The sequence below is a fragment of the Chitinophaga sp. SVR4-12A genome, from assembly GCF_056754765.1.
In genome coordinates, this window is sequence record NZ_JBPGWP010000001.1 from 5,802,853 (window position 1) to 5,823,629 (window position 20,777).

17 protein-coding genes are annotated in these 20,777 nt (G+C 48.0%); 16 read left to right on the forward strand and 1 reads right to left on the reverse strand.

The features are described 5' to 3' along the window. Positions 1 to 183: 183 nt before the first annotated feature. From ACR9Y8_RS23575 to ACR9Y8_RS23585, 3 genes are all read left to right on the forward strand, one after another. On the forward strand, positions 184 to 777 hold the full coding sequence (locus tag ACR9Y8_RS23575) for a dihydrofolate reductase family protein (protein ID WP_481215711.1): 594 nt from the start codon (positions 184 to 186) through the stop codon (positions 775 to 777). Positions 778 to 785: 8 nt separating this feature from the next. Next, positions 786 to 1,001: a DUF6597 domain-containing transcriptional factor gene (locus ACR9Y8_RS23580; RefSeq protein ID WP_481215712.1), complete on the forward strand. Its 216-nt coding sequence runs from the start codon at positions 786 to 788 to the stop codon at positions 999 to 1,001. A gap of 114 nt (positions 1,002 to 1,115) precedes the next feature. Beyond that, a complete protein-coding gene (locus ACR9Y8_RS23585; protein ID WP_481215713.1) occupies positions 1,116 to 1,493 on the forward strand; it encodes a VOC family protein in 378 nt (125 codons plus the stop codon). Between the two features lie 3 nt (positions 1,494 to 1,496). Here the strand turns inward: ACR9Y8_RS23585 and ACR9Y8_RS23590 are convergent, their stop codons facing one another. Beyond that, positions 1,497 to 2,165 (reverse strand): Type 1 glutamine amidotransferase-like domain-containing protein, encoded by a 669-nt coding sequence (locus tag ACR9Y8_RS23590; protein ID WP_481215714.1) that lies wholly within the window; start codon positions 2,163 to 2,165, stop codon positions 1,497 to 1,499. Positions 2,166 to 2,780: 615 nt separating this feature from the next. Here ACR9Y8_RS23590 and ACR9Y8_RS23595 point away from each other — a divergent pair. The 13 genes from ACR9Y8_RS23595 to ACR9Y8_RS23655 all read left to right on the forward strand — a co-directional run bounded on the left by ACR9Y8_RS23595 (position 2,781) and on the right by ACR9Y8_RS23655 (position 20,749). Next, a complete protein-coding gene (locus ACR9Y8_RS23595; RefSeq protein ID WP_481215715.1) occupies positions 2,781 to 6,065 on the forward strand; it encodes a SusC/RagA family TonB-linked outer membrane protein in 3,285 nt (1,094 codons plus the stop codon). A 32-nt stretch (positions 6,066 to 6,097) separates the two neighbouring features. Continuing rightward, positions 6,098 to 7,681, forward strand: coding sequence for a SusD/RagB family nutrient-binding outer membrane lipoprotein (locus ACR9Y8_RS23600; protein ID WP_481215716.1), 1,584 nt, complete (start codon positions 6,098 to 6,100; stop codon positions 7,679 to 7,681). A gap of 270 nt (positions 7,682 to 7,951) precedes the next feature. Beyond that, positions 7,952 to 9,109, forward strand: coding sequence for an amidohydrolase family protein (locus ACR9Y8_RS23605; protein WP_481215717.1), 1,158 nt, complete (start codon positions 7,952 to 7,954; stop codon positions 9,107 to 9,109). A gap of 63 nt (positions 9,110 to 9,172) precedes the next feature. Further along, positions 9,173 to 9,901: a DUF1963 domain-containing protein gene (locus tag ACR9Y8_RS23610; RefSeq protein ID WP_481215718.1), complete on the forward strand. Its 729-nt coding sequence runs from the start codon at positions 9,173 to 9,175 to the stop codon at positions 9,899 to 9,901. A gap of 88 nt (positions 9,902 to 9,989) precedes the next feature. Further along, positions 9,990 to 10,586 (forward strand): RNA polymerase sigma factor, encoded by a 597-nt coding sequence (locus ACR9Y8_RS23615; protein WP_481215719.1) that lies wholly within the window; start codon positions 9,990 to 9,992, stop codon positions 10,584 to 10,586. Between the two features lie 86 nt (positions 10,587 to 10,672). After that, positions 10,673 to 11,665 (forward strand): FecR family protein, encoded by a 993-nt coding sequence (locus tag ACR9Y8_RS23620; RefSeq protein ID WP_481215720.1) that lies wholly within the window; start codon positions 10,673 to 10,675, stop codon positions 11,663 to 11,665. Positions 11,666 to 11,911: 246 nt separating this feature from the next. After that, the gene (locus tag ACR9Y8_RS23625) at positions 11,912 to 15,181 is read left to right on the forward strand and encodes a SusC/RagA family TonB-linked outer membrane protein (RefSeq protein ID WP_481215721.1); all 3,270 of its coding nucleotides are present in this window, start codon (positions 11,912 to 11,914) and stop codon (positions 15,179 to 15,181) included. A gap of 20 nt (positions 15,182 to 15,201) precedes the next feature. Further along, positions 15,202 to 16,938: a RagB/SusD family nutrient uptake outer membrane protein gene (locus ACR9Y8_RS23630; protein ID WP_481215722.1), complete on the forward strand. Its 1,737-nt coding sequence runs from the start codon at positions 15,202 to 15,204 to the stop codon at positions 16,936 to 16,938. Between the two features lie 237 nt (positions 16,939 to 17,175). Then, the gene (locus ACR9Y8_RS23635) at positions 17,176 to 17,592 is read left to right on the forward strand and encodes a MauE/DoxX family redox-associated membrane protein (protein ID WP_481215723.1); all 417 of its coding nucleotides are present in this window, start codon (positions 17,176 to 17,178) and stop codon (positions 17,590 to 17,592) included. Between the two features lie 11 nt (positions 17,593 to 17,603). Beyond that, the gene (locus ACR9Y8_RS23640) at positions 17,604 to 18,656 is read left to right on the forward strand and encodes a hypothetical protein (RefSeq protein WP_481215724.1); all 1,053 of its coding nucleotides are present in this window, start codon (positions 17,604 to 17,606) and stop codon (positions 18,654 to 18,656) included. Between the two features lie 85 nt (positions 18,657 to 18,741). Further along, on the forward strand, positions 18,742 to 19,008 hold the full coding sequence (locus tag ACR9Y8_RS23645; protein ID WP_481215725.1) for a hypothetical protein: 267 nt from the start codon (positions 18,742 to 18,744) through the stop codon (positions 19,006 to 19,008). A 67-nt stretch (positions 19,009 to 19,075) separates the two neighbouring features. Then, on the forward strand, positions 19,076 to 19,624 hold the full coding sequence (locus ACR9Y8_RS23650; protein ID WP_481215726.1) for an RNA polymerase sigma-70 factor: 549 nt from the start codon (positions 19,076 to 19,078) through the stop codon (positions 19,622 to 19,624). A gap of 78 nt (positions 19,625 to 19,702) precedes the next feature. Continuing rightward, entirely contained in the window at positions 19,703 to 20,749 is a 1,047-nt protein-coding gene (locus tag ACR9Y8_RS23655; protein WP_481215727.1) for a FecR family protein, read from the forward strand. The last annotated feature ends 28 nt before the right edge of the window (positions 20,750 to 20,777 follow it).

A 20,777-nucleotide genomic window follows, 5' to 3' on the forward strand; every position in this document is an offset into this window, starting at 1 on the left:
TAAAAATACGGGAAACTTTTCAATGGCACATCAAGGGCGGGAATTTGATGATTTAGATCAACTTTTTTGGGGTGTTTTCTTACTTTGGCCAGTGCGAGACTCAATTCACCCCTTGGAAAGTCGTTTTCAGCCCCGTTCATTTCAGAGATGAGGGCTTAGTTTTGGGGAACAAACAATTGCACTATGCGTAAACTAATTATGAAGATGTCGATGTCAGTCGACGGTTTTGTATGCGGCCCCAATGGCGAAATGGATTGGATCTTCAAATCCTCAGATGAAACATCCAGGGCCTGGGCTGTTGGACAGACCTGGGAGGCAGACCTGATCATCATGGGCAGGAAGTCCTTCGAGAATATGGCTCCTTACTGGCCAACTGCCACCGGGCCTTTTGCCGCACCGATGAACGAGATCCCCAAGGCGGTCTTTACTCAAAATGGATTTAAAGGCGTTGATCCGGTGCCTACCACAACGGAGGAGCAGGCACGCGCTGCGGCTTCCTGGGCAGCCGCACAGGTTTTCGATGGTGATCTTGCCGAAACGATAAAGGAGCTCAAATCTCAGCCGGGTAAGCCGATCTGTGCGATCGGAGGCGCCGGGTTTATGCGGAACCTGATAGCAACAGGGTTGGTAGACGAATATCTTTTGGTAACCCATCCCGTAGTGTTGGGCGCGGGCATGCCAATCTTCAATGGTCTTGCAGCACCGCTGGACCTGAAATTAGCCGATGTCAAAAGTTTCCCCGGTGGGATTGTTGCCCATGTTTATCGTCCTGCCTAAATTTGGGAATGAGCTATCATCAATTCAGGCCTCACCATGATCTGGCCGATTATATTGATGCCTTCTGGATCGTTGAAGGTGTTGAACAGCAAACTATCAAAACAAACATCCTGCCCGACGGCTGTGTTGACCTGATCTTTAACCTGGGAGACGACTGTAAAACAGCAGAGGGTGTTTTGACCATGCCATCCGGGAAGCCTTACCTGGTTGGTACCATGAAATAAAGCGGTATACAGGGCTGACGCCATCCGGGATCTAAGTTGTCGTTTTTTTCCAACCAGGGGATGCGCCCGCCGTTTAACTTTGCTGACAACTCAGTTAAATACAAGACCACTAATATGAAGACAAGTGTTTTAGGGCTTAGAACAGCCATCTACCAGGTAGGAGACATTAACAGCGCAAAGGAATGGTATGCCGAAGTGTTTGAAACGCAACCTTATTTTGACGAACCGTTTTATGTTGGATTTGAGATCGGCGGATATGAACTGGGACTTCAGCCAGAAGAAAAGCCGTCAAAAAATAAAACAGAAAGCGTAGTGGCTTATTGGGGGGTTAATGATGTCCAGGCGGTATTCGACCGGTTTGTAACATTGGGAGCGCTGGAATGTGAGCCACCTGAAGAAGTGGGAGGCGGTATTATTGTTGCTAAATTAAAAGACCCCTGGGGCAATATTATTGGCCTGATCTACAACCCACATTTTAAAGTTGGTTCCTGAGCTTTATTTAGGGTTTAACAGTTTCCAATTTCCTTCGGAGATGACCTCGACGGCGCCGTTGCTCACTTTAATGGCGGTTTGATCGTCGATTGCATAGGAGGGCATGGCTAATCCGGCGGCTAATTTTTCGATGTTAGCCAGTGAATTATCCGGGAACCACTCATGATCCAGGTGCGGATGCAGCGCAAAATCAAGCAGGCCTAGCGATTTAGGGCTTTCCGCCGGCAGTGTATGGTGATTGTACGTTGTTCCAAAGCGGGTCATTATCATGCTGCCGGCGCTCAGGCCTACGTAGACCATCTTCTGCAGCAGCGAGGGCAATAGATCTGCGAGTCCTGACTGCTGCATCCAGTAACACAAATACTGACAATCACCGCCGCCAACCAGTAAGGCGTCTGTCTCCTGGAGCATAGGCGCCCAAAGCGCTTGCCTGATACTTGGCAGCGCGGTGAGCTCGAGCAGTCCTAACGACTTCCAACCCAATTCGCAGAAAGGATCACCTAAGGACCCGCGGATCACCCGTCGTGCTAAGTCGCCACCATTAGGTATAGCGTATATCGCGGTGGGGATAAAAACAGCGCTTGCCTCGGCAACCGGCTTGCCGAGAAGATCAACCAGCGCCTTGTGAATGCTCGGGTTACTGATGCCAGCGGAAGTAAGAAGCAGCTTCATAGGGTTATAATATCATTTCCTGAAATTAGCGAAATTATCCGCAAATACCTGGTACGGGTATCGACGAAACCGGGTTTTTATCCGGCGGAGCGAAAAGTTAAGGCGCTGAAACGGACAGCAGCAGACCGTTTTAACTGCACCAGGTGTATGTTTGACAATCAATCAAATAAGCCTTTATCTGATGTTTTTTTTACAAAGACTGATCATCTTTTCTCCTTTTTAACAAATCCTTTGCGCATTCTCAAAACTTTATCTAAGTTTATCGCCATAGTGGACATGTAGAACGGAACAATGAGTGTAAGTCATTCATTGAACGATTATCCCTATCATTGCAAGCATTTTCAGCCAAAAAATACCAGGAAACTAATGCCTATTCCTAGTTATTCTACGCGTGTGAAATAGTAAGTAAACAGTGATGAGGGCGGGGGAGCAACAAGAGACTTGTTAAACTTTACAGCAAAAATTTAAACATGAAGTACCGGTGCAATACTGTACCTGACCGGCATATCCGGGTTATCCGCTATATATGAAACATTAAAAAGACCATATGCGCCATAGCGCGCACGGAAGCTATTTTGCTTTAATCTATTATTTTAACAAAAACAACTGCAATCAATGCAAAGATCGTTATTTGTATGCACGGTCCTGCTATTGCTATGCGCTTTTGGAGCCATCGCACAGGAAAAGAAGACGGTTTCGGGAACCGTATCGGACGAAAAAGGCAGCCCGCTTATCGGGGTTAGTGTACAGGAAAAAGGTACTACTAACGGTGCGTCTACCCAGGAGAACGGAAAATTTACCCTCAAAGCAGCTCCCAATGCAACATTGGTGGTGTCTTACATTGGTTACCTGAAAAAAGAAGTGCCTGTGAGCGGCGATGTGCTCAACATTCAGCTGGCTCCTGATACCAAGGGGCTGAATGAGGTGGTAGTAACTGCTATGGGTATCAAGAGAGAAAGCCGTGCTTTAGGTTATGCGGTAAGTACCGTTACTTCCAAGGAGTTGACCCAGACCGGTAGCCCCAACTTTGCGTCCGCATTGTATGGTAAAGCAGCCGGCGTGAAAGTTATTGCTGCTCCCGGTGGCGCCAGCAGCGGCGTTTCCGTACAGGTGAGAGGTATTACGTCCATCAATAACAGCACGCAGCCCTTGTATGTAGTGGACGGTGTGCCTATCAGGAACTTCAATAACCTGACTACTCCTTCCTTTGGGACTACCAACAACAGGATCGATGGGAACGGTGCGGTAGATATTAACCCGGAGGACATCGAAAGCCTGACCGTACTGAAAGGCGCCAGCGCTACTGCATTGTACGGTTCTGAAGCTACCAACGGTGTGATCGTGATCACTACAAAGAAAGGTAGCAAGGCGAGGGGCCTGGGTGTGGACGTGAACTATATCTTCACTAAGGAGAACCTGGCTTACAGCCCGGATTACCAGAATGAATATGGTCCTGGTTACGATGCACAGACCAATGTGGTGAATGGTATTGACCCTGATGGGGATGGAATGATAACAGATGCTGATGGTTCACGTCATCCTTTTTACAGGGCTTACGGACAGTTCGGCCCTAAGTTCGATGGCAGCGACGTTAAATACTGGGATGGCTCTACCCGGAAATATGTAGCCAACAAAAATAACTACAAGGATTTTTACCAGAATGGTTATAATTCCACTGCTAATGTGGCATTGTCCAATTCCGGAGATAACGGTAGCTATCGTTTTTCTTATACAAGAACAGATTATAAGAGCATCCTGCCCGGCAGTAAACTCTACAAGAACAACTTCAACTTTAATGGTACGCTGAAGTTGGGCAGCAGAGCGTCTGTTGACCTGGTATCTACCTACAATAATAACTTTACGCATAACAGGGCATATACCCTCAGCAATGTGTTTGGTTCTTTTGACGGATTCTTTAGCCGCATGGACGACATGCAGACTTACTTCGACAAGTACCAGACCACCAATGGCTATAAGTATGTAGTTTATAACAACTTCAACTATGACCAGGACCAGCGGTTGGCCTATAATATCAGGGCTAACAACCTGCTGGATTATTTATGGACCAACCTGCGCAATAACTACGACGAAAGGCAGAACCGTTTCATTAACAGTGCAACGCTGAATGTAAGCATCCTGGATAACCTGCGCTTCAGGGGCCGTGTTGGAGGTGACTTCACCAACTGGCGTGCGGCGGATGAAGAACATAATACGCAGCCCGTGGGCTTTGGATATACCGGTAAATACCAGGTAGAACAAAGAAGCAACAATATTTTTTATGGAGATGTAATGCTGACCTATAGCCCGAAGCTTACTGCAGATCTTGGTCTTACGGTATCAGGAGGTTTCACCGGCAGAAAACAGAACTACACTTACCAGACTTCATACACTGATATAGGCCTCGCGAGCGAAAACTGGTTCAGCCTCGCTAACTCTGCAGGCACCCTGAAAACTTCTGCGCAGCGTGCAGAACAGGTAGACATCGCAGGCTTCGGCATAGTGAACCTGAACTATAAGGACTTCCTGTACGTTGAGGGTACCGCCCGCCAGGAGCGCACCTCTACACTGCCGGCTGCTGTAAATTCCTATTTCTATCCTTCAGTGAATGCAGGTTTTGTTTTCTCTGACGTGATCAAGCTGCCTTCTTTTGTAGATTATGGTAAAGTAAGGGCTTCCTACGGATTGGTGGGTAACCATCCCAGCATTTACCAGGCGAATGTTGGTTATTACCAGTATGCCCTCGCTTATAATAGCTCCACCATCTTATACCAACAATCACAGAGCAACTCATTCGGTAATCCTAACATCCAGTCAGAAAAGAAACGTGAATTTGAGTTAGGCCTGGAGACCAGGTTATTCGAAGGTAAAGTAGGCGTAGATTTCAGCTATTATAACAATAAGGTGAGCCGCCAGATACTGCTGGCCAGCACAGCTCCTTCTACCGGCGCTACTTCTAACCTGATCAATGCAGGCGACCTGGCTAACTACGGCTACGAGGCTGCTATTAACGCAACGCCCTTAACGCTGAAGAATTTCCGTTGGAGCAGCCGCTTTAACTTTGCTATCAACAGGAATAAACTGGCGGCACTTCCGAGCAACCTTTCAGACCTGACCTGGAACGTAGAAGGTGGTGGTTACCTGATCGTGAAAGCTGAAGTGGGCGATGCACTGGGTAATATATATGTACACCCGCGTAACCAGGATGCTAATGGCAACTATATCGTGAATGGTGATGGCTATTATACCAACAACCTCAATGAGTACAAATATGTTGGTAACATGATGCCTAAGATCGTGGGTGGTTTCTCCAACACTTTCACTTATAAAAACTTCTCACTGGACGTTACACTGGATTATCGTTGGGGAGGAAAGCTGGTATCTATACCTACCTACTACCAGATCGGCGGCGGTATGTTTGAAAGCACTCTCCAGTACAGGGATGCAGCGCACGGCGGTATCTCCTATAATGTAATAGACGATGCTACTGCCAATTATGTAGCTGCACCTAATGGTACCCGTAATGACGGTTTGATCCTGCCCGGTGTTACTGAAGATGGCAGGGCCAATACCAAAGTGATCTCTGCTGCTGCTTATTACCTCAACAACTTCAACTGGAGAACAGAAGGTGATTATTCTGCTGCGGTGTTCAACAATAACTATATTAAAGTGCGCGAAATTGCCCTGACTTACAATATGCCTAAAAGCATCACTGAAAAATTGCATTTCCAGGGACTGCAGCTGGCATTGATCGGCCGTAACCTGTTCTACCTGTACAAATCACTGCCTTACGGCTTAGACCCCGAAGTGGCAGTTGGTTCTACATGGCTGAGCCAGGGTGTAGACAATGGTACTGTTGGACCGACCAGGAGCTTAGGCGCCAGCCTGCGTGCCCGCTTTTAATTTCTATTGCTGAATGTCTTAAAAATTATTCGATGAAACGACTTTTGATAAATACGACCATCCTGATCATACTTGCAGGCCTTTTCGCTTCCTGTAAGAAAAGGATAGAAGATGATTATATGAACCCGGAACTGACAACGACCGGTTCCCTGGGAAAATTGTTGTCCGGTATGTTTATGAATAAACGTGTACGCCCTTCCTACTGGGATTACTATACGTTTATAATGTCTACCCAGGCGCCTTTCTCACAAACTGTGGCATTGCAGCCAACCACCCAGATGTACATTCCGTCTACTTCCTATACTTCCGACCGCTGGACAGATTTCTATGCCGGCGCATGGAGCAAGGATGATAATGATCCTAACTACTATGGTCCTGGTATCGTGAGCACCTATAGGGAAATGCAAACCACTTACAAGGCGCTCAGCCCTGCACAACAGCAACAGCAGGAAGTCTTCCTGAAATGTGCCGAAGTGCTGCTGTATGACCAGGCTTCGCAGATGATCGATATGTGGGGAGATATTCCTTTCAGCCAGGCGGGCAGCCTTAATACCGACCGCCAGGCTACCGGCGCTCCCTTTGATGATGCGGCTACTCTCTATAATACTTTTATCGCGAACCTGAAGTCGCTGAACACTTATTTTGATACCGCCAACATTATTACCTCTGCCTCTGCTGAGCTGAAATTGCAGGATATGATGTATAAAGGCGACCTTTTAAAGTGGCAGCGTTATGCGAACTCTTTACGCTTGCGCCTGTTGATGCGTATTTCAAATGTAAGCGAGGCTACCGCCAGAACTGAGGTGACCGCTATGTTAAGCAATCCGGCTACTTATCCGCTGATCACAGACAACAGCCAGAATGCGGTGATAAAAATGAGCCCAACTGCACTGAAAAGTGACCTGGGCGGCGTTTTCTCCGACTTCCGCGTTGCACCGGCTTACCTGTTAGATACGCTGATGCTGGCTAACAATGACCCGCGCACGCCTGTATATTGGGATACTAATCAGTCTGGTCAATATGTAGGATTCCCTTACAATGGAACCTCCTCCGATTTTGAAACAGCAGGTAAATATGCCACTTACGATTCTGCGACGTTCAATTATAACTACAACATTCCCGGCGTGCTTTTCACTGCGTCTGAAGCGAGCTTCCTGCAGGCTGAAGCATCCGAAAGGTGGAGTGTGGGAACCCCGCAAACTGCATATGAAACGGGGATTCGCCAGTCTATATCATTCTACTACGATCTGAATCACTCTGTGGTATTAAGGGGACTTTCCTGGGATACGCTGAGCGTGCCTCAGGAGCCAGCTATCACTGCTTATCTCCAGAAACCGGCTATCGCCTATAGCGGTACCGCTACACAGAAGCTGGCGAAGATCTATACCCAGAAATGGGAGCACTTCTTCATCCTGCAAGCCGGTCAGGCATGGGCAGAGCTGAGAAGAACAGGCTATCCTGCGCTGAAGTTTGCAACGGCTTCTGCTTCCGGTGCAACCACACCTCCGGTACGTTTGCTGTATCCTTCAGCAGAGCAGCTGTATAATGCAGAGAACTATTCAAAAGTGTCGTCTAAAGATACCAGGAACACCAGGATATTCTGGGATGTAAATTAAGGGCTACTTATTTACCTTCATGAATACCTGAAAGGAAAAGGCCGTCAACGGAAGTTGGCGGCCTTTTGGTTTATGCATTGGCACACCGAACGCCTCCTGGTTTAAAGGATGTAAAAGAGTTAATTTTGTATTTTGCTTATTGCTAATATATTGGTACGGGTTTAAAACATGGGTTTTTGTTATTTTTACATTTAAATGAACAATAATGATACCCGAAGCAAACTTGAAAATATCATTAGAGGGATTATCATTGAAGGGGCAAACAGTAGAATGCTAGCGCTGCACAACCTCCATATCATTCATGAAAACGCGAAGGATCTATTTATCGATAATGGTATGATCCTTCCTGCCGCCCCCGATGCCGTAGGCAGCCATGCAGTACAGCACCTCTATTTTGATCACTGTATCGCTTTTCCTGGCCTGATCAATTCACATGATCACCTTGATTTCGATCTCTTTCCCCAGCTTGGTAACAGGGTATATAAGGACTATGTGGAGTGGGGCAATGATATTCATGCAGTGAACAAGCCAGCCATCAATGCGGTGTTACAGGTGCCCCGCCATTTGCGGGTGAAATGGGGTGTTTATAAAAACCTGCTGGCAGGCGTTACCACGGTTGTGCATCACGGGCACTATGTAGCGGAGATGCCGGAGGCCCCTATACAGGTGTTCCAGGATTGTAACATGCTGCACTCCATTCAACTGGAGAAAAAATGGCGGCTTAAGCTGAACAACCCTTTAGCGGCAAAACGCCCCTGGGTAATACACATAGGAGAAGGGACCAATGCCAAAGCTCATAGTGAGATCAACAGTTTGCTCCGCTGGAATATTTTCGGGAAAAAGCTGATCGGGATCCACGGTATAGCATTGGATGTGCGGCAGGCCCGTTCTCTTACGGCCCTGGTCTGGTGCCCTGATTCAAACTTTTTCCTGATAGGCACTACCGCTGATATCAGGCAGCTGAAAGCCGTCACCAGAATTGTTTTTGGCACTGATTCTACCGTGTCAGCAAGCTGGGATATCTGGGAACAGCTGCGCCTGGCCAGGAAAACAGGATTAATGACGGATGAAGAGTTGTTCTATTCACTTACTACTTCACCGGCAGAGCTATGGGATCTGAAAAATACAGGCGCACTGAAAGCCGGCATGTATGCAGATATAGTAGTGGCAAAACAAAAAGGAGCAGTTGATGGCCTGGATGCCTTTTTCGGCCTGGACCCGGCCGATATACAGCTGGTGTTGAAAAAGGGAGCGATTGTGCTGTTTGATCAGCTGCTGCTTGAACAATTGAATTTCAGTGACGAACAACTGAAGGGATACAGCCGGGTACTGGTGAATGGCGTTTGTAAATATGTGAAAGGAGATCTGCCCGCCTTGATCAGAGATATTCATGGATATGCACCGGGTTTGCCATTGCCTGTTGAATAAATGCCGGGCCGTTTGGGTATTCCGCTTATTGTTTATATCTTGATCCGTTCAAACATTAACCCTATGGACAGAAAAGCCCAGGTATTCAACACCATCGAATTTACAGGAAACGGAACCCTTTACTATGGCGCCTCTATTAATATGCCAGACATTCTGCTGGAGGAAGGTAATTACAAGAAACATACGGAAGTCGAAATTCCCCTGGGCCATTCCCGTTATGGCGGTCCCGTGGTAGATCTTCCTGCAGGCGTATCCTACCCGGAAGGTTTCTTTTTCGCGGCGCAGCTGGATCTATCCAAATTCTCCCCTTTTGATAAAACGGGCTTATTGCCTAAGTCCGGCCAGCTCATTTTCTTTGCTGATATCATGACAGATACCGGTAAGGTTGTTTATGCCGATGTAGACAACAAAGACCTGGTTCGCCATATTAAAGAACATGAGGACAACTTTTTCTCCGGCATGTTGGTAGATGAGATCTTTGCAGGTACCGAAACACTTGCAGAACGTTTTCGCGATGCGGAAGATGAAGAGGAGGAAGAAGACGCGGATGAGAACGGGAAGCTCTGGGATTATTTTGCGGGTAGTGAGAAGTCGAAGATCTTCGGGATCTATACACATTGCCAGGCAAGCCAGGAAGAGATAGAAGCGATCAGCTTTTCTGACAAGGTAGTGCTGCTGCAGGTAGGAGAGAATGGTTTTAACGACGCGGGCGTGTTCAGCGTACTGATCTCGCGGAGCGACCTGGAAAAGCGGAATTTTGATAACTGCGAGTTTGCCTGGGGACAGTCCTGATGCTCATCCATTTCTTGGCTATGTTGTAAAAATTTATTTCTATCTTACCCCCCTAACAGTAGGGCTGTCCACGTTTAAGGGGTGATACATGGTTCAGAAACAAGATATTAGTGACCAATCTTTGCTTGCCGGAATATCGGCCGGCGATGAGGTAGCATTTCGCTGCCTGTTTGACCGCTACCGTGGGCGGATCTACACTTATGCCCTGCGCCTGTCTGAAAACACTTCCCTGGCAGATGAGGTAATACAGGATGTTTTCCTGAAAGTATGGCTGAAGCGAAAGGATCTTCCGGAGGTCGAGAACTTCAGCGCCTGGCTATACGCTATTGCCCGTAACCGTATGTTTGACATGCTGAAGCAGCAGGCCCGCGAACAGCAGACCCGCGAAACCGTGCAAACGGAAGCGGACGCTTATGCCAATAATGCGGAGCTGTACCTGCAGGAAAAAGAGCAGCAGCTGCTCTTAAAGGATGCCCTGGCCAAGCTGTCGCCCCGGCAGCAGCTGATCTACAACCTCAGTCGCGACCGCGGCATGAAGCATGAGGAGATCGCCAATACCCTGAATATTTCCCGTAATACGGTGAAGACGCACCTGGTGCACGCCCTGCGTGTCATAAAAGATCATATCAGCCCCTATATCAACGCGGTTGTCATCGGTATCAGCCTGCTGGCAAATTTTTTTTAAAAAGATATACTCCTCTTTTTCATTTCCACAGTCTTATTATAAAGCCCGGCAAACAGGTGCTATTTTTTACCTAAAAATATTGTGCTATGCAGACGCATGAAAGGTTTGCGTACCTGTTTAAACGTTACCTCGGGAAAACCCTTACTCCGGAAGAGGTAGCCGAGATGCGGACCTATATCGGCAAGCCGGAGTACGACGAGGAGCTGCGGGATCTGATCAAAGAAGGATGGGACCAGGACTGGCCGCCCGAAGAGCAGGACCCTGACCGTGCGGAGCTCATCTTCCGGAACATCCTGGAGCAGGACCGGGGCACGCCCAGGCTGCGCCGCCTGTGGTGGTGGACCGCCGCCGCTGTTACGCTGGGAGCCATCACTACGGGTGTTTACCTGCTGTCGCAAGGCCCGGCGCCGGTTAAAGAAGTGGCGCAGAAAGTACCGTCCACAAAGCCTGAGCAACCTGCGCATCAATACCTGGTGCTGCCAGATCAAAGCAAGGTATTGCTGAATGAGGGGTCTACACTGGAGTACCAGAACGGCTTCAATGAAAAGACAAGGGTGGTGCACCTCTCGGGGGAGGCCTTTTTCACCATCAGGAAAGACACCCGTCCTTTTGTGGTGTATACCGGAACGGTGAGAACGGTGGTGCTGGGCACCTCCTTTAACATCCGGGCCTATCCTTCAGATAAGGATGTGACGGTAACGGTAACCACCGGTAAAGTGAAGGTAGTGCACGGGGTGAAAACAGTGGGGATTGTATCGCCCAACGAGCAGGTGAGGATCAGTGGTATTGACAATGCCGTGGAAAAACTGCAGGGAAATGTGGAACGGGCTACCGATTGGAGAAAGCAGGACCTGCTCTTTGATGACCTGCCTATGCAGGAGGCAGGGCGCCTGCTGGAGCAGCGCTTCCGGGTCAGGTTCTTTTATGAGCACCCGGCGCTGGCGGATTGCCACATTACAGCTGCTTTTGTACGGCAGGAACCACTGCAGGATATTGTAAAGATCATTGCACGCGTAAATAACCTGGAATTCCGTATCAGCGGGGACAGCGTATTGCTTTCCGGCCAGGGATGCAGGTAAGCATTATTTGTTATTCTACTAAACTCAATGTTATGAAAAGAAAAGATACCTGACCACACATTACAAAAAAGGCCGCTCTGACGTGCGAGGTCAAAGCGGCTGTTGCGTTTTAACTGATTAAGTCACCATTTAAAACATTCTAAAACTATGTTTTTTTCTGCAAAAAATGCAGAAAGCGATGCTATTGCTAGAACTCCACGCTATGGACATCTTTCTGCTGCTTATCAAAAAAGACTGAAACAGATTATGAGAGTGAGCCTTCTTTCGTTCTTCGTGATGTCGTGTTCGTTTCAGGTATTGCTGGCCCATAGTACCAAGGGACAGGACATGGAAGATATTACAGTACGGTTAGAGTTGAAGGCTGAGAAGCTGATAACCGCGCTGAAAAAGCTACAAAAGCTGACGCCCTTTACCTATGCCTATAATAAACGGGCGCTGGGCAATATTTCAGATGTTTCGTTGCCGGAGGGTACCAGGACGGTGAAGGAAACACTGTCGCTGCTGCTGAAAGGCCAGCCACTGGTATTTGAACAGATCGGGACCAATATTGTGATCTCGCCGCTGTACGTGGTGCGGTCGGAAAGTGCTGCTGCGAGGCCGGATGTGGTTACGGTGATGCAGCAATATACTATCCAGGGTACAATAAAGAACGCAAAAGGCGAACCGCTGCCTGGCGTTACGGTTGCCATCAAGGGAACCAGCACCGGTACCATCTCGGATGTAGACGGCCGCTTCAAGCTGAATGTGAGCAGCGACCAGCAGGTAACACTGGAATTTTCCGCCATTGGCTTTGAAACACAAACCATCGCCGTGGGTGAGCGGAGGGAGATCAACATCGTTATGCAGGACAAAGCCGTGGGATTGAATGAAACAGTGGTGGTAGGTTACGGCACCCTGAACCGCCGCGAAGTGACGAGCGCCATTACCCACGTTTCTGATAAGGACCTGCTGGCTGTAGGTGGTAACAACCCACTGATGTCTTTGCAGGGAAAGGTGGCCGGCCTTACGATCTCCAACCCCGGCACTGCAGATCCCAACTCCAACCCGGTTATACAGCTGCGCGGCGTTTCCTCCCGCAATGCAGGTCTCGGACCATTGATCGTAGTGGATGGGGTGCCAGGCGCTAACCTGGAGAATATTAACCAGAACGATATCGCATCGATAGATGTGCTGAAAGACGGTGCTGCATCTGCCATTTATGGTACAAGAGGCAGCAATGGGGTGATTATGATCACCACCAAGAAAGGCGGCAGGGGTAACGGTCCGCAGGTTACCTACAACGGTTATACCACCTTCGATTTTCCCACCCGTACGCTCAAGCCACTTTCAGCAGAGGAATTCGTAAAACAGAACAGGGGCACGGATTATGGCGCCAGAACCGATTGGGCGAAGGAGATCAGCCGCGAGGCCGCATTTTCGCACAAGCATACGCTGTCTTTTTCAGGAGGCGACGCGCGCAATAATTACCGTGCAACGATGGACTACAGGAATGCCCAGGGTATTGATATCCGCTCCAGCCGCCAGGAATACGGTGGACGCGTATCGCTCAACCATACTTCCAAGAATGAGCTTTGGAACATGGGACTGGTGGTAGCGCCGCGTTATTTCAAACGGAATAATGCTGATTACGATGTGTTCAACATGGCGTTATCACTCAATCCTACTGAACCGGTGATGGACCCCAATGATCCCAACAAATATTTCCTGGATAACGGATCGGAGGTGTTTCATCCCGTTGAAAGACTGAAGACAGAATTGAGCGGGTCAGAAGCGAAGTTCCTGGACCTGAATGCTACTATCAAGCTGAACATATCGCCTACTCTTAGCAGCCAGGTGACCCTTGGTCAGACTACCAGGGATTATTTTGATTTCTTCTTCCGTCCGTCAACGTCTACCTACGCCCTCAAAAATGAAGGCGGGCAAAGCAATGCCAACCGCAAATATGATAAAACGGATCAGAAGACCTTTGAATGGATAGGCAGCTATAATCTTAACAAGGGCCGTCATTCCCTGAAAGCGCTTGCAGGTTATTCTTACCAGTATTTCCAGTATTCTGAGCTTTATGCGGAGAACAGGGGATTTACTTCCGATGCCTTTACTTATAACAACCTGGGTAATGGAATTTATCAACAGGTGGAAGGAAGGAATGGAATGAGCAGTACGAAGAATGATTCCCGCCTGATCGCTTTCTTTGGTCGTGTGAACTATTCATATAATGATAAGTACCTGGCTACTGCCAGTCTTCGTTATGAAGGCTCTTCCAAGTTCGGCTTCAATAACAAATGGGGATACTTCCCTGCTTTCTCCCTGGGCTGGCGCATCAGTAGTGAACACTTTATGCAGGACGTTACCTGGGTGAATGAACTGAAGTTGCGTGGCGACTACGGTGTTACCGGTAACCAGGATTTCGGTAACTACCTGTCGCTTGACCTGTATAACGGCTACGGCTATTATCCGCTCAATGGCAGTTATTACCAGGTATGGGGCCCCGGTCAGAACACCAACTACAACCTGCGTTGGGAAAAAGCACATAACTGGAACGTAGGGCTTGATTTCGCGTTGTTTCGCAGTAAGCTGAGCGGCAGCATCAACTACTACCAGCGCAAGCAGCAGGACCTGCTGGGTAATTACAATGTGCCCATACCCCCGAACATCCAGACACAGACCTATGCTAACGTAGGCTCTATGAAGAACGCTGGTTTTGAGCTGCAGCTGACTGCGGTGGCTATCGATAAGAAGGACTTCAACTATAGCGTATCATTTGCAGGTGCTACCAATAACAATCGCTTTGTGTCTTTCTCCAATGATCAGTATCATGGCCAGGGCTTTATTGACGTAGTAGGTATGCCTGCTCCGGGTAGTCCGGGTACTGCACAACGGATGCAAGAAGGGGAGCGCATCGGTAATTTCTATATGTGGAAATACGCCGGTGTGGACGATCAGGGTAATTTCCTGGTGTACGACAAAGGCGGTAAGCCTATCCCTTCCAACCAGGCCACGAATGATGATAAGCGGATCGTGGGCAACGGCCTTCCTAAAGTGACCGCCAGCCTGGGCAATACTTTCAACTATAAGAAATGGGATGCCAGCGTATACTTCCGTGGTGCTTTCGGCTATGACATATTTAATGTGCATGATTTCTATTATGGCCTGCAAAACGTACAACAGAACACCAACGTGCTGCAGTCTGCCTATGGTAAGAATGCGCATATCAGCGGGCAGAATACACTGGCCTTCCTGAATGATTATTTCCTGGAAAAAGGAGATTATGTAAAGCTGGATGTGGTGACAGTGGGTTATACCATCCATTCAAAGTCCAAGTATTTTGAATCGCTGCGTGTATACGCCTCCACCAAGAACCTGGCCACCTTCACCGGCTTTTCCGGTATAGACCCGGAGGCATACCCGGTGAACGGCCTGTATCCAGGCATCCTCACCAACAACGATGGCGGAGGTAGTAAGGCATATTATCCTTCTACCACACAATTGTTGTTTGGTGTGCAACTTAATTTCTAAGTGCTTAAATATCCGCGAACATGAAAAAGAATCTTTTCCGAACATATCTTATTGCAGGTGGTTTGTGCGTACTGTCGGCCGCCTGTACCAAACTTGACGAGACACTGTACGACAAGGTGAATTCAGATAACTTCTTTCAAACGAAAGATGATGTATACCGTTCCTTCCTGCGCACCTTTGAGCATGGTTACTGGACCGTGCAGGGTACTACCTTCATGATGCAGGAAAATACGGGCGACCAGATCATGACGCCTAACCGCCAGGGCCACTGGTATGATGGCGGTACTTATTACAGGCTGCATTATCATACCTGGACACCGCAGGACAACTATACCAGTGATGGCTGGAATAACCTGTACCAGGGTATTGCACAGGCCAACAACTCCCTGGAGGACCTGAGGGCGCTGGATGCTTCCAAGTTCTCCATGACGGATACAGAATTAAAGCAGCTGATAGCTGAACTGAGGACGATGCGCTGCTGGTATTACCTGCGCCTGTTTGACCTGTACCGGAATATAGAGCTGGTGACCACGTTCAAAGGACAAACACAAGGTGTAGCGCAATCATCTCCCAAAGAAACATTCACGTTCATTGAGACAGAACTGAAAGAAGCTATTCCGGACCTGGCTGCCAAAGGCGCCGAAGGTACCGCGAACTTCCAGGGCCGTTGGACAAAAGCCGGAGCCGGCGCGCTGCTGGCCCGCCTGTACCTGAACGCAAAGGTGTATATCGGGGAAGATCACTTCAACGATTGCGCTACCATCTGCCAGGATATCATCAATAACAAATATGGTAACTATGCACTGGCACAGCGCTGGGATGAGCCCTTTGACTGGAATAACGATAAGAGCCCTGAAACCATCTTTGCTTTTCCCGGCTCATTTGGCCGTACCCATTGGCAGTACGACGGGGGCATGTATTGGTGGGGCGGGCCTTACAAGGCTTCCCAGTATTTCGGCTTTACAGACTGGGGCAATATGAATCCCAAGTATGCTTTACAACCCGGCCGTGATGTAGACGGAAAGGAATATGGTTTCCAGCTGGGAAAACCTTTTATCAAGTTTGCAAAGTATCCTGATGATGTACGTCTAAAGCTGTATAAGAACCTGGGCAACAGTACAAGGGAAGGGATGTTCCTTTTCGGTTACCTGGTATATAACAATGGTAAGGATACGGTGACCAGCGATAACGGCTACACGCTTTACATCCGCGACCAGGTAGGTATTTTCAACCACAAGGTGGGCGATAAGCTGGTGAGCTATGGCCCTAATGAAGTGCCCAGCGACAAGCAATCAGATATGACGCATGCTGACCAGAATTCAGGCATGTACTTTATAAAATATCCTTTCTATCCTACGGATGATGCACACCGCATAGAATCAGACTATGCAGAAGTAAGGCTGTCAGAGATCTACTATGCACTCGCAGAATGCAAGTTCAGGGCTGGCGATAAAGCCACTGCCGCTACCTTGCTGAATGCCGTGCGCAAACGCTACTATCCGGCCGGGTCTTCCAGCCTCTACGATGCAGGTGGCAGCACACTGACAGAGCAGGAACTGCTGGATGAATGGGGACGCGAGTTCCTGGGTGAAGGCCGTCGCCGTACAGACCTGGTGCGTTTCGGTAAATTCAACAGCGGCAGCTGGTGGGATAAGCAACCTGACGGGGATGATCATACAAGTATATTCCCGATCGGGCAGAACGTGATGAATGTGAATACATCGCCCGCATTGAAGCAAAACCCGGGATATAATTAATTATAATTAACTATTCCAAACTGAAGTAGCAAAGAGGCCGTTCTCAAATACATTGAGAACGGCCTCTTTTAATTTCGGTATAACCGGGGAAATGTGTCATTCTGACAAAAAAATTCCCGGCAGCTATTAATATTCAGAATATTTGCTTAGATTAGGATAACAAATAGCCAATGAATGCCAGTGTGAACCCGAAGACTTCCTGAAAATTCCATAACTCCAATTGTAAATTAGTATTCCATGTTAAGAAAGACCGTCGTGGAGACAATATGTCTCTTGTTCATTCTTTTGTTCGTTTACACAGCCGTCAGTAAGTTCATTGATTACGAAAATTTCCGGGCCGTTATAGGGCAATCTCCCCTCATTACACGGTTTGCCCCTGTGCTGGCCATCGTAGTTCCCCTGCTTGAAATAGCGATCGCTTTGCTGCTGGTCATCCCACGTTACCGGCGGGCTGGCCTCTACGCATCCTTTGCGATGATGACCCTTTTCACCGTTTACATTATTGTGCTGGTCACCTTATCTGATAAGATCCCCTGTTCCTGCGGGGGCGTGATTTCCATGATGAGCTGGACGCAGCACCTCTATTTTAATATTGTTTTTGTTGCCCTGGCCTTGTTGGGCATGTGGCTGTATACTAAGCTGGCTCACGTTTAAAAGAACATACCATGATGCAACCCTTCCGATTTGCCGCACTTTGTGTGGCAGCCTGTATTGTGCTTGTCCTTATTTTGTACGCCTTTGCAGATAAGCCTAATGAGAAGAAGAATGGATTTACCCGCAAGGTGCTGCCACAGGCAGCGACACTGCAAAGCTCACTGGAATTGAAATATCCGGCTTATTATATAGCCGGGCATAGCGGCAAACATATCTACCTGGGTAATTATTCCGCCTCCCTGCATTTGCTGACAGCAGATCAAAATTTGCGCGACACACAACAACTAACGCTGAAGATTCCCACCGGTGAGCGTTACGCCTGGAAGCTGGCAAGGATCATAGTAGATTCTCCTGCGGTGTATATGACAGAAGGAGCTACGCCCACACTCTACAGGGGAAATCTGGATGACCTGCAGATGAGCCGCTTCCTGCGGCAAAGCTGCTTCTTTAACCTGCTGCAAAATGTTTCTGCTACTTCTTTTATATCGCGCAGTATCCATATGGATTCCCTTGGGAATGGCCAGAACATACTGGTGAAAATAAAAACGGATTCGCCCTATGTAAGCTTAGGAAAGGATGTTATCAGAAAGCAGGTGGACGGCATCTTCTGTACAGATGGCACACTGGACTATGATCAGCAAACCGGTAAGCTGGTGTACGTGTACCACTACCGCAATGAATTCATCACACTGGATACCAACCTGCACACGCTCTATACGGGCCATACCCTGGATACTAATACTACCGCCAAGATACAGGTAGCTAAGCTGCCTACCGGCGTCAGTAAATTTTCGGCTCCGCCTGCTTATGTGAACAGCCTGGCAAGAGTGGCCAATAACAGGATTTATATATTGTCTACCCTGGTGGCAGACAATGAGCATTGGCAGGCCAGGCGGGATACTGAGATCATAGACGTGTATTCGCTGGACAACGGCGCATACCTCCACACATTATACATTCCCCTGGAGAAGAAAGGGCGTATAACAGACTTTATGGTAAAGGGAGATCAGCTGTTTGCAGTGTGTGATCATACCCTGAACGCGTATACTATCGCCAGGAACTAACCTTATTTCTATTGCAATAGAACAGGCGAAGCCGAAAACCTGTAGAAAAAAGTAGGCATGTATCTGAATTCAACATTTTACTGACATGAACTTTAAAAAAATCGGATTATCAGTAACGGTATTTGCGTTAGCCATTGCAGGCGCTTTTGCTACCAGCGGCGGTAAAAGATCTGCGGGGAGCGGGTATACGAACCTTCAGCAGGTTCCTAACCAGGGCTCACCTTGCGTGTACAGGGGATATTGTGCGGGCGGGTTTAATACCTGCCACGTATTCATTGACGGAAGGCCGCTCCAGCTGTTAAACCTGGAGTCTAACGGAACATGCAGTAGTTTTGTGCTTTCCCAGCCCTGATTAGCAGGATATTGTGTAAAGCCTTGCAGCATTGCAAGGCTTTACCTTTTTTTGTATTTTTAGGATCATGTCCACGTTTAATACCATTACCGCATTGAAAGAAGGGGATACCTCGGTTTTCAGTGAAATATTCAATGAATATCACCGGAAGGTATATTTATATGTCCTCTCTAAAACACACTCCGAATACATCGCCGAAGAGACTACACAGATCACCTTCATCAAATTATGGGACTACCGGCAGCAGCTGGATGAATCGGAGCCGGTCAGTAAGCTGATCTTTCATATTGCCCGGACCACCTGTATTGACCTGTTCAGGAAGGACGCCGTCAGGGACAGAGCGCTGAAACAGGAAAAACCCCGGGAAAATGTTACAGAAAATATATCCGAATCAGTAGAAGTAAAGGAGCTGCAGCAGCGGATAAAGCAGGCAGTGCACACCATGCCCCCCGTGAGAAGGAGAGTATTTGAGCTGAGCCGTTATGAATTTAAGTCTTACAAAGAGATCGCCGAACTGCTTTCCCTCTCCGTAAAAACAGTAGAAAATCACATGGCGCTTGCTATCAAGTATTTAAGGAAAGCGCTGCCCCTGCTGCTACTGCTATCCCTGTGGTAAAAAAAATTATCTTCTCATTAGGGGATGCCCCTTTTTCAAACGATATAATTAGGAAGGCTCCACATTATCAAGCTGCAAATGATACCAAAGGAATTAATTGACAAGTATTTCAGGAATGAATGCAGTGACGAAGAAAAGAAGCTGGTACTGGAATATTTCAGGAATAGTCCGGAAGAGTGGAATAAATATATGACAGAGGAGGACTGGGATAATTTTACGGTGAGCCGGGAGCTGGACCCCCAGCTTTCTGAAAGGCTGTTTAAAACAGTAAGCAGGAACTCCTTTAAGAAAGGCAGCAGGGTACGGATCGCCTGGTTGGCAGCTGCAGTGTCAGCCGGACTGCTCATCGGCTTATTATGGATCTATCAGCCTGGTAAAAAGGGTCTTCTTACAAGGGCGGAGAAAGCTTCAGGAACAGCAGAGCGGATGATAGAAAGAAAAAATGCTTCCGACACACTGATGCCTGTATTGCTGGCTGACGGCTCTGAGGTTATATTATCACCGAATAGTAGTATCCGGTTCTATGAGCCCTTTGTTGCAGACAACAAAAGACCAGTGTACCTGTCTGGGAAGGCCCTGTTTAAAATTGCCGGTGATGAGGCGCGGCCGTTCACCGTGTATGCAGACAAACTGGTCACCACTGTACTGGGTACTTCTTTTACAGTACAGTCATTTACGGAAAGCGATGTGATAAAGGTGCGACTGCATGATGGCAAGGTACAGGTAGCTGCTGCCGATACCCTGCATGCAAAATGGAAAAGCGTGGTGCTGCTGCCTGGCGATGAACTGACATACAGCAAGATCACGATGCTGGCAAGCATAAAACGCAATGCGCCTGTGGAGCATATGGTAAAGGCTGGTCCGGCCAGCAGAGAGACGCATGCCGTTCAAAGGCCCGACTGGTACACCTTTGACACCTCACAGCTTTCAGAAGTGTTTGATCAGCTCAGCAGCTATTACCAGGTGGATATCTATTATTATCCTGCTGACGTGCATAATAAATACTTCTCCGGAAGAATGCGTAAAACCGATTCCTTAGAAACCATATTAAACGATATAGCAATGCTCAACCATCTTACAGTTGAGAAAAAAGAGGGGATCTATATTATCAGGAAAAAGAATTAGCCAGAATCACGGATATCAGTTTCTCCGG

Coding starts and splice junctions, on each gene's coding strand:
- ACR9Y8_RS23575 (WP_481215711.1), top strand. CDS start 184: ATGCGTAAACTAATTATGAAGATGTCGATGTCAGTCGACGGTTTTGTA.
- ACR9Y8_RS23580 (WP_481215712.1), top strand. CDS start 786: ATGAGCTATCATCAATTCAGGCCTCACCATGATCTGGCCGATTATATT.
- ACR9Y8_RS23585 (WP_481215713.1), top strand. CDS start 1,116: ATGAAGACAAGTGTTTTAGGGCTTAGAACAGCCATCTACCAGGTAGGA.
- ACR9Y8_RS23590 (WP_481215714.1), bottom strand. CDS start 2,165: ATGAAGCTGCTTCTTACTTCCGCTGGCATCAGTAACCCGAGCATTCAC.
- ACR9Y8_RS23595 (WP_481215715.1), top strand. CDS start 2,781: ATGCAAAGATCGTTATTTGTATGCACGGTCCTGCTATTGCTATGCGCT.
- ACR9Y8_RS23600 (WP_481215716.1), top strand. CDS start 6,098: ATGAAACGACTTTTGATAAATACGACCATCCTGATCATACTTGCAGGC.
- ACR9Y8_RS23605 (WP_481215717.1), top strand. CDS start 7,952: ATGCTAGCGCTGCACAACCTCCATATCATTCATGAAAACGCGAAGGAT.
- ACR9Y8_RS23610 (WP_481215718.1), top strand. CDS start 9,173: ATGGACAGAAAAGCCCAGGTATTCAACACCATCGAATTTACAGGAAAC.
- ACR9Y8_RS23615 (WP_481215719.1), top strand. CDS start 9,990: ATGGTTCAGAAACAAGATATTAGTGACCAATCTTTGCTTGCCGGAATA.
- ACR9Y8_RS23620 (WP_481215720.1), top strand. CDS start 10,673: ATGCAGACGCATGAAAGGTTTGCGTACCTGTTTAAACGTTACCTCGGG.
- ACR9Y8_RS23625 (WP_481215721.1), top strand. CDS start 11,912: ATGAGAGTGAGCCTTCTTTCGTTCTTCGTGATGTCGTGTTCGTTTCAG.
- ACR9Y8_RS23630 (WP_481215722.1), top strand. CDS start 15,202: ATGAAAAAGAATCTTTTCCGAACATATCTTATTGCAGGTGGTTTGTGC.
- ACR9Y8_RS23635 (WP_481215723.1), top strand. CDS start 17,176: ATGTTAAGAAAGACCGTCGTGGAGACAATATGTCTCTTGTTCATTCTT.
- ACR9Y8_RS23640 (WP_481215724.1), top strand. CDS start 17,604: ATGATGCAACCCTTCCGATTTGCCGCACTTTGTGTGGCAGCCTGTATT.
- ACR9Y8_RS23645 (WP_481215725.1), top strand. CDS start 18,742: ATGAACTTTAAAAAAATCGGATTATCAGTAACGGTATTTGCGTTAGCC.
- ACR9Y8_RS23650 (WP_481215726.1), top strand. CDS start 19,076: ATGTCCACGTTTAATACCATTACCGCATTGAAAGAAGGGGATACCTCG.
- ACR9Y8_RS23655 (WP_481215727.1), top strand. CDS start 19,703: ATGATACCAAAGGAATTAATTGACAAGTATTTCAGGAATGAATGCAGT.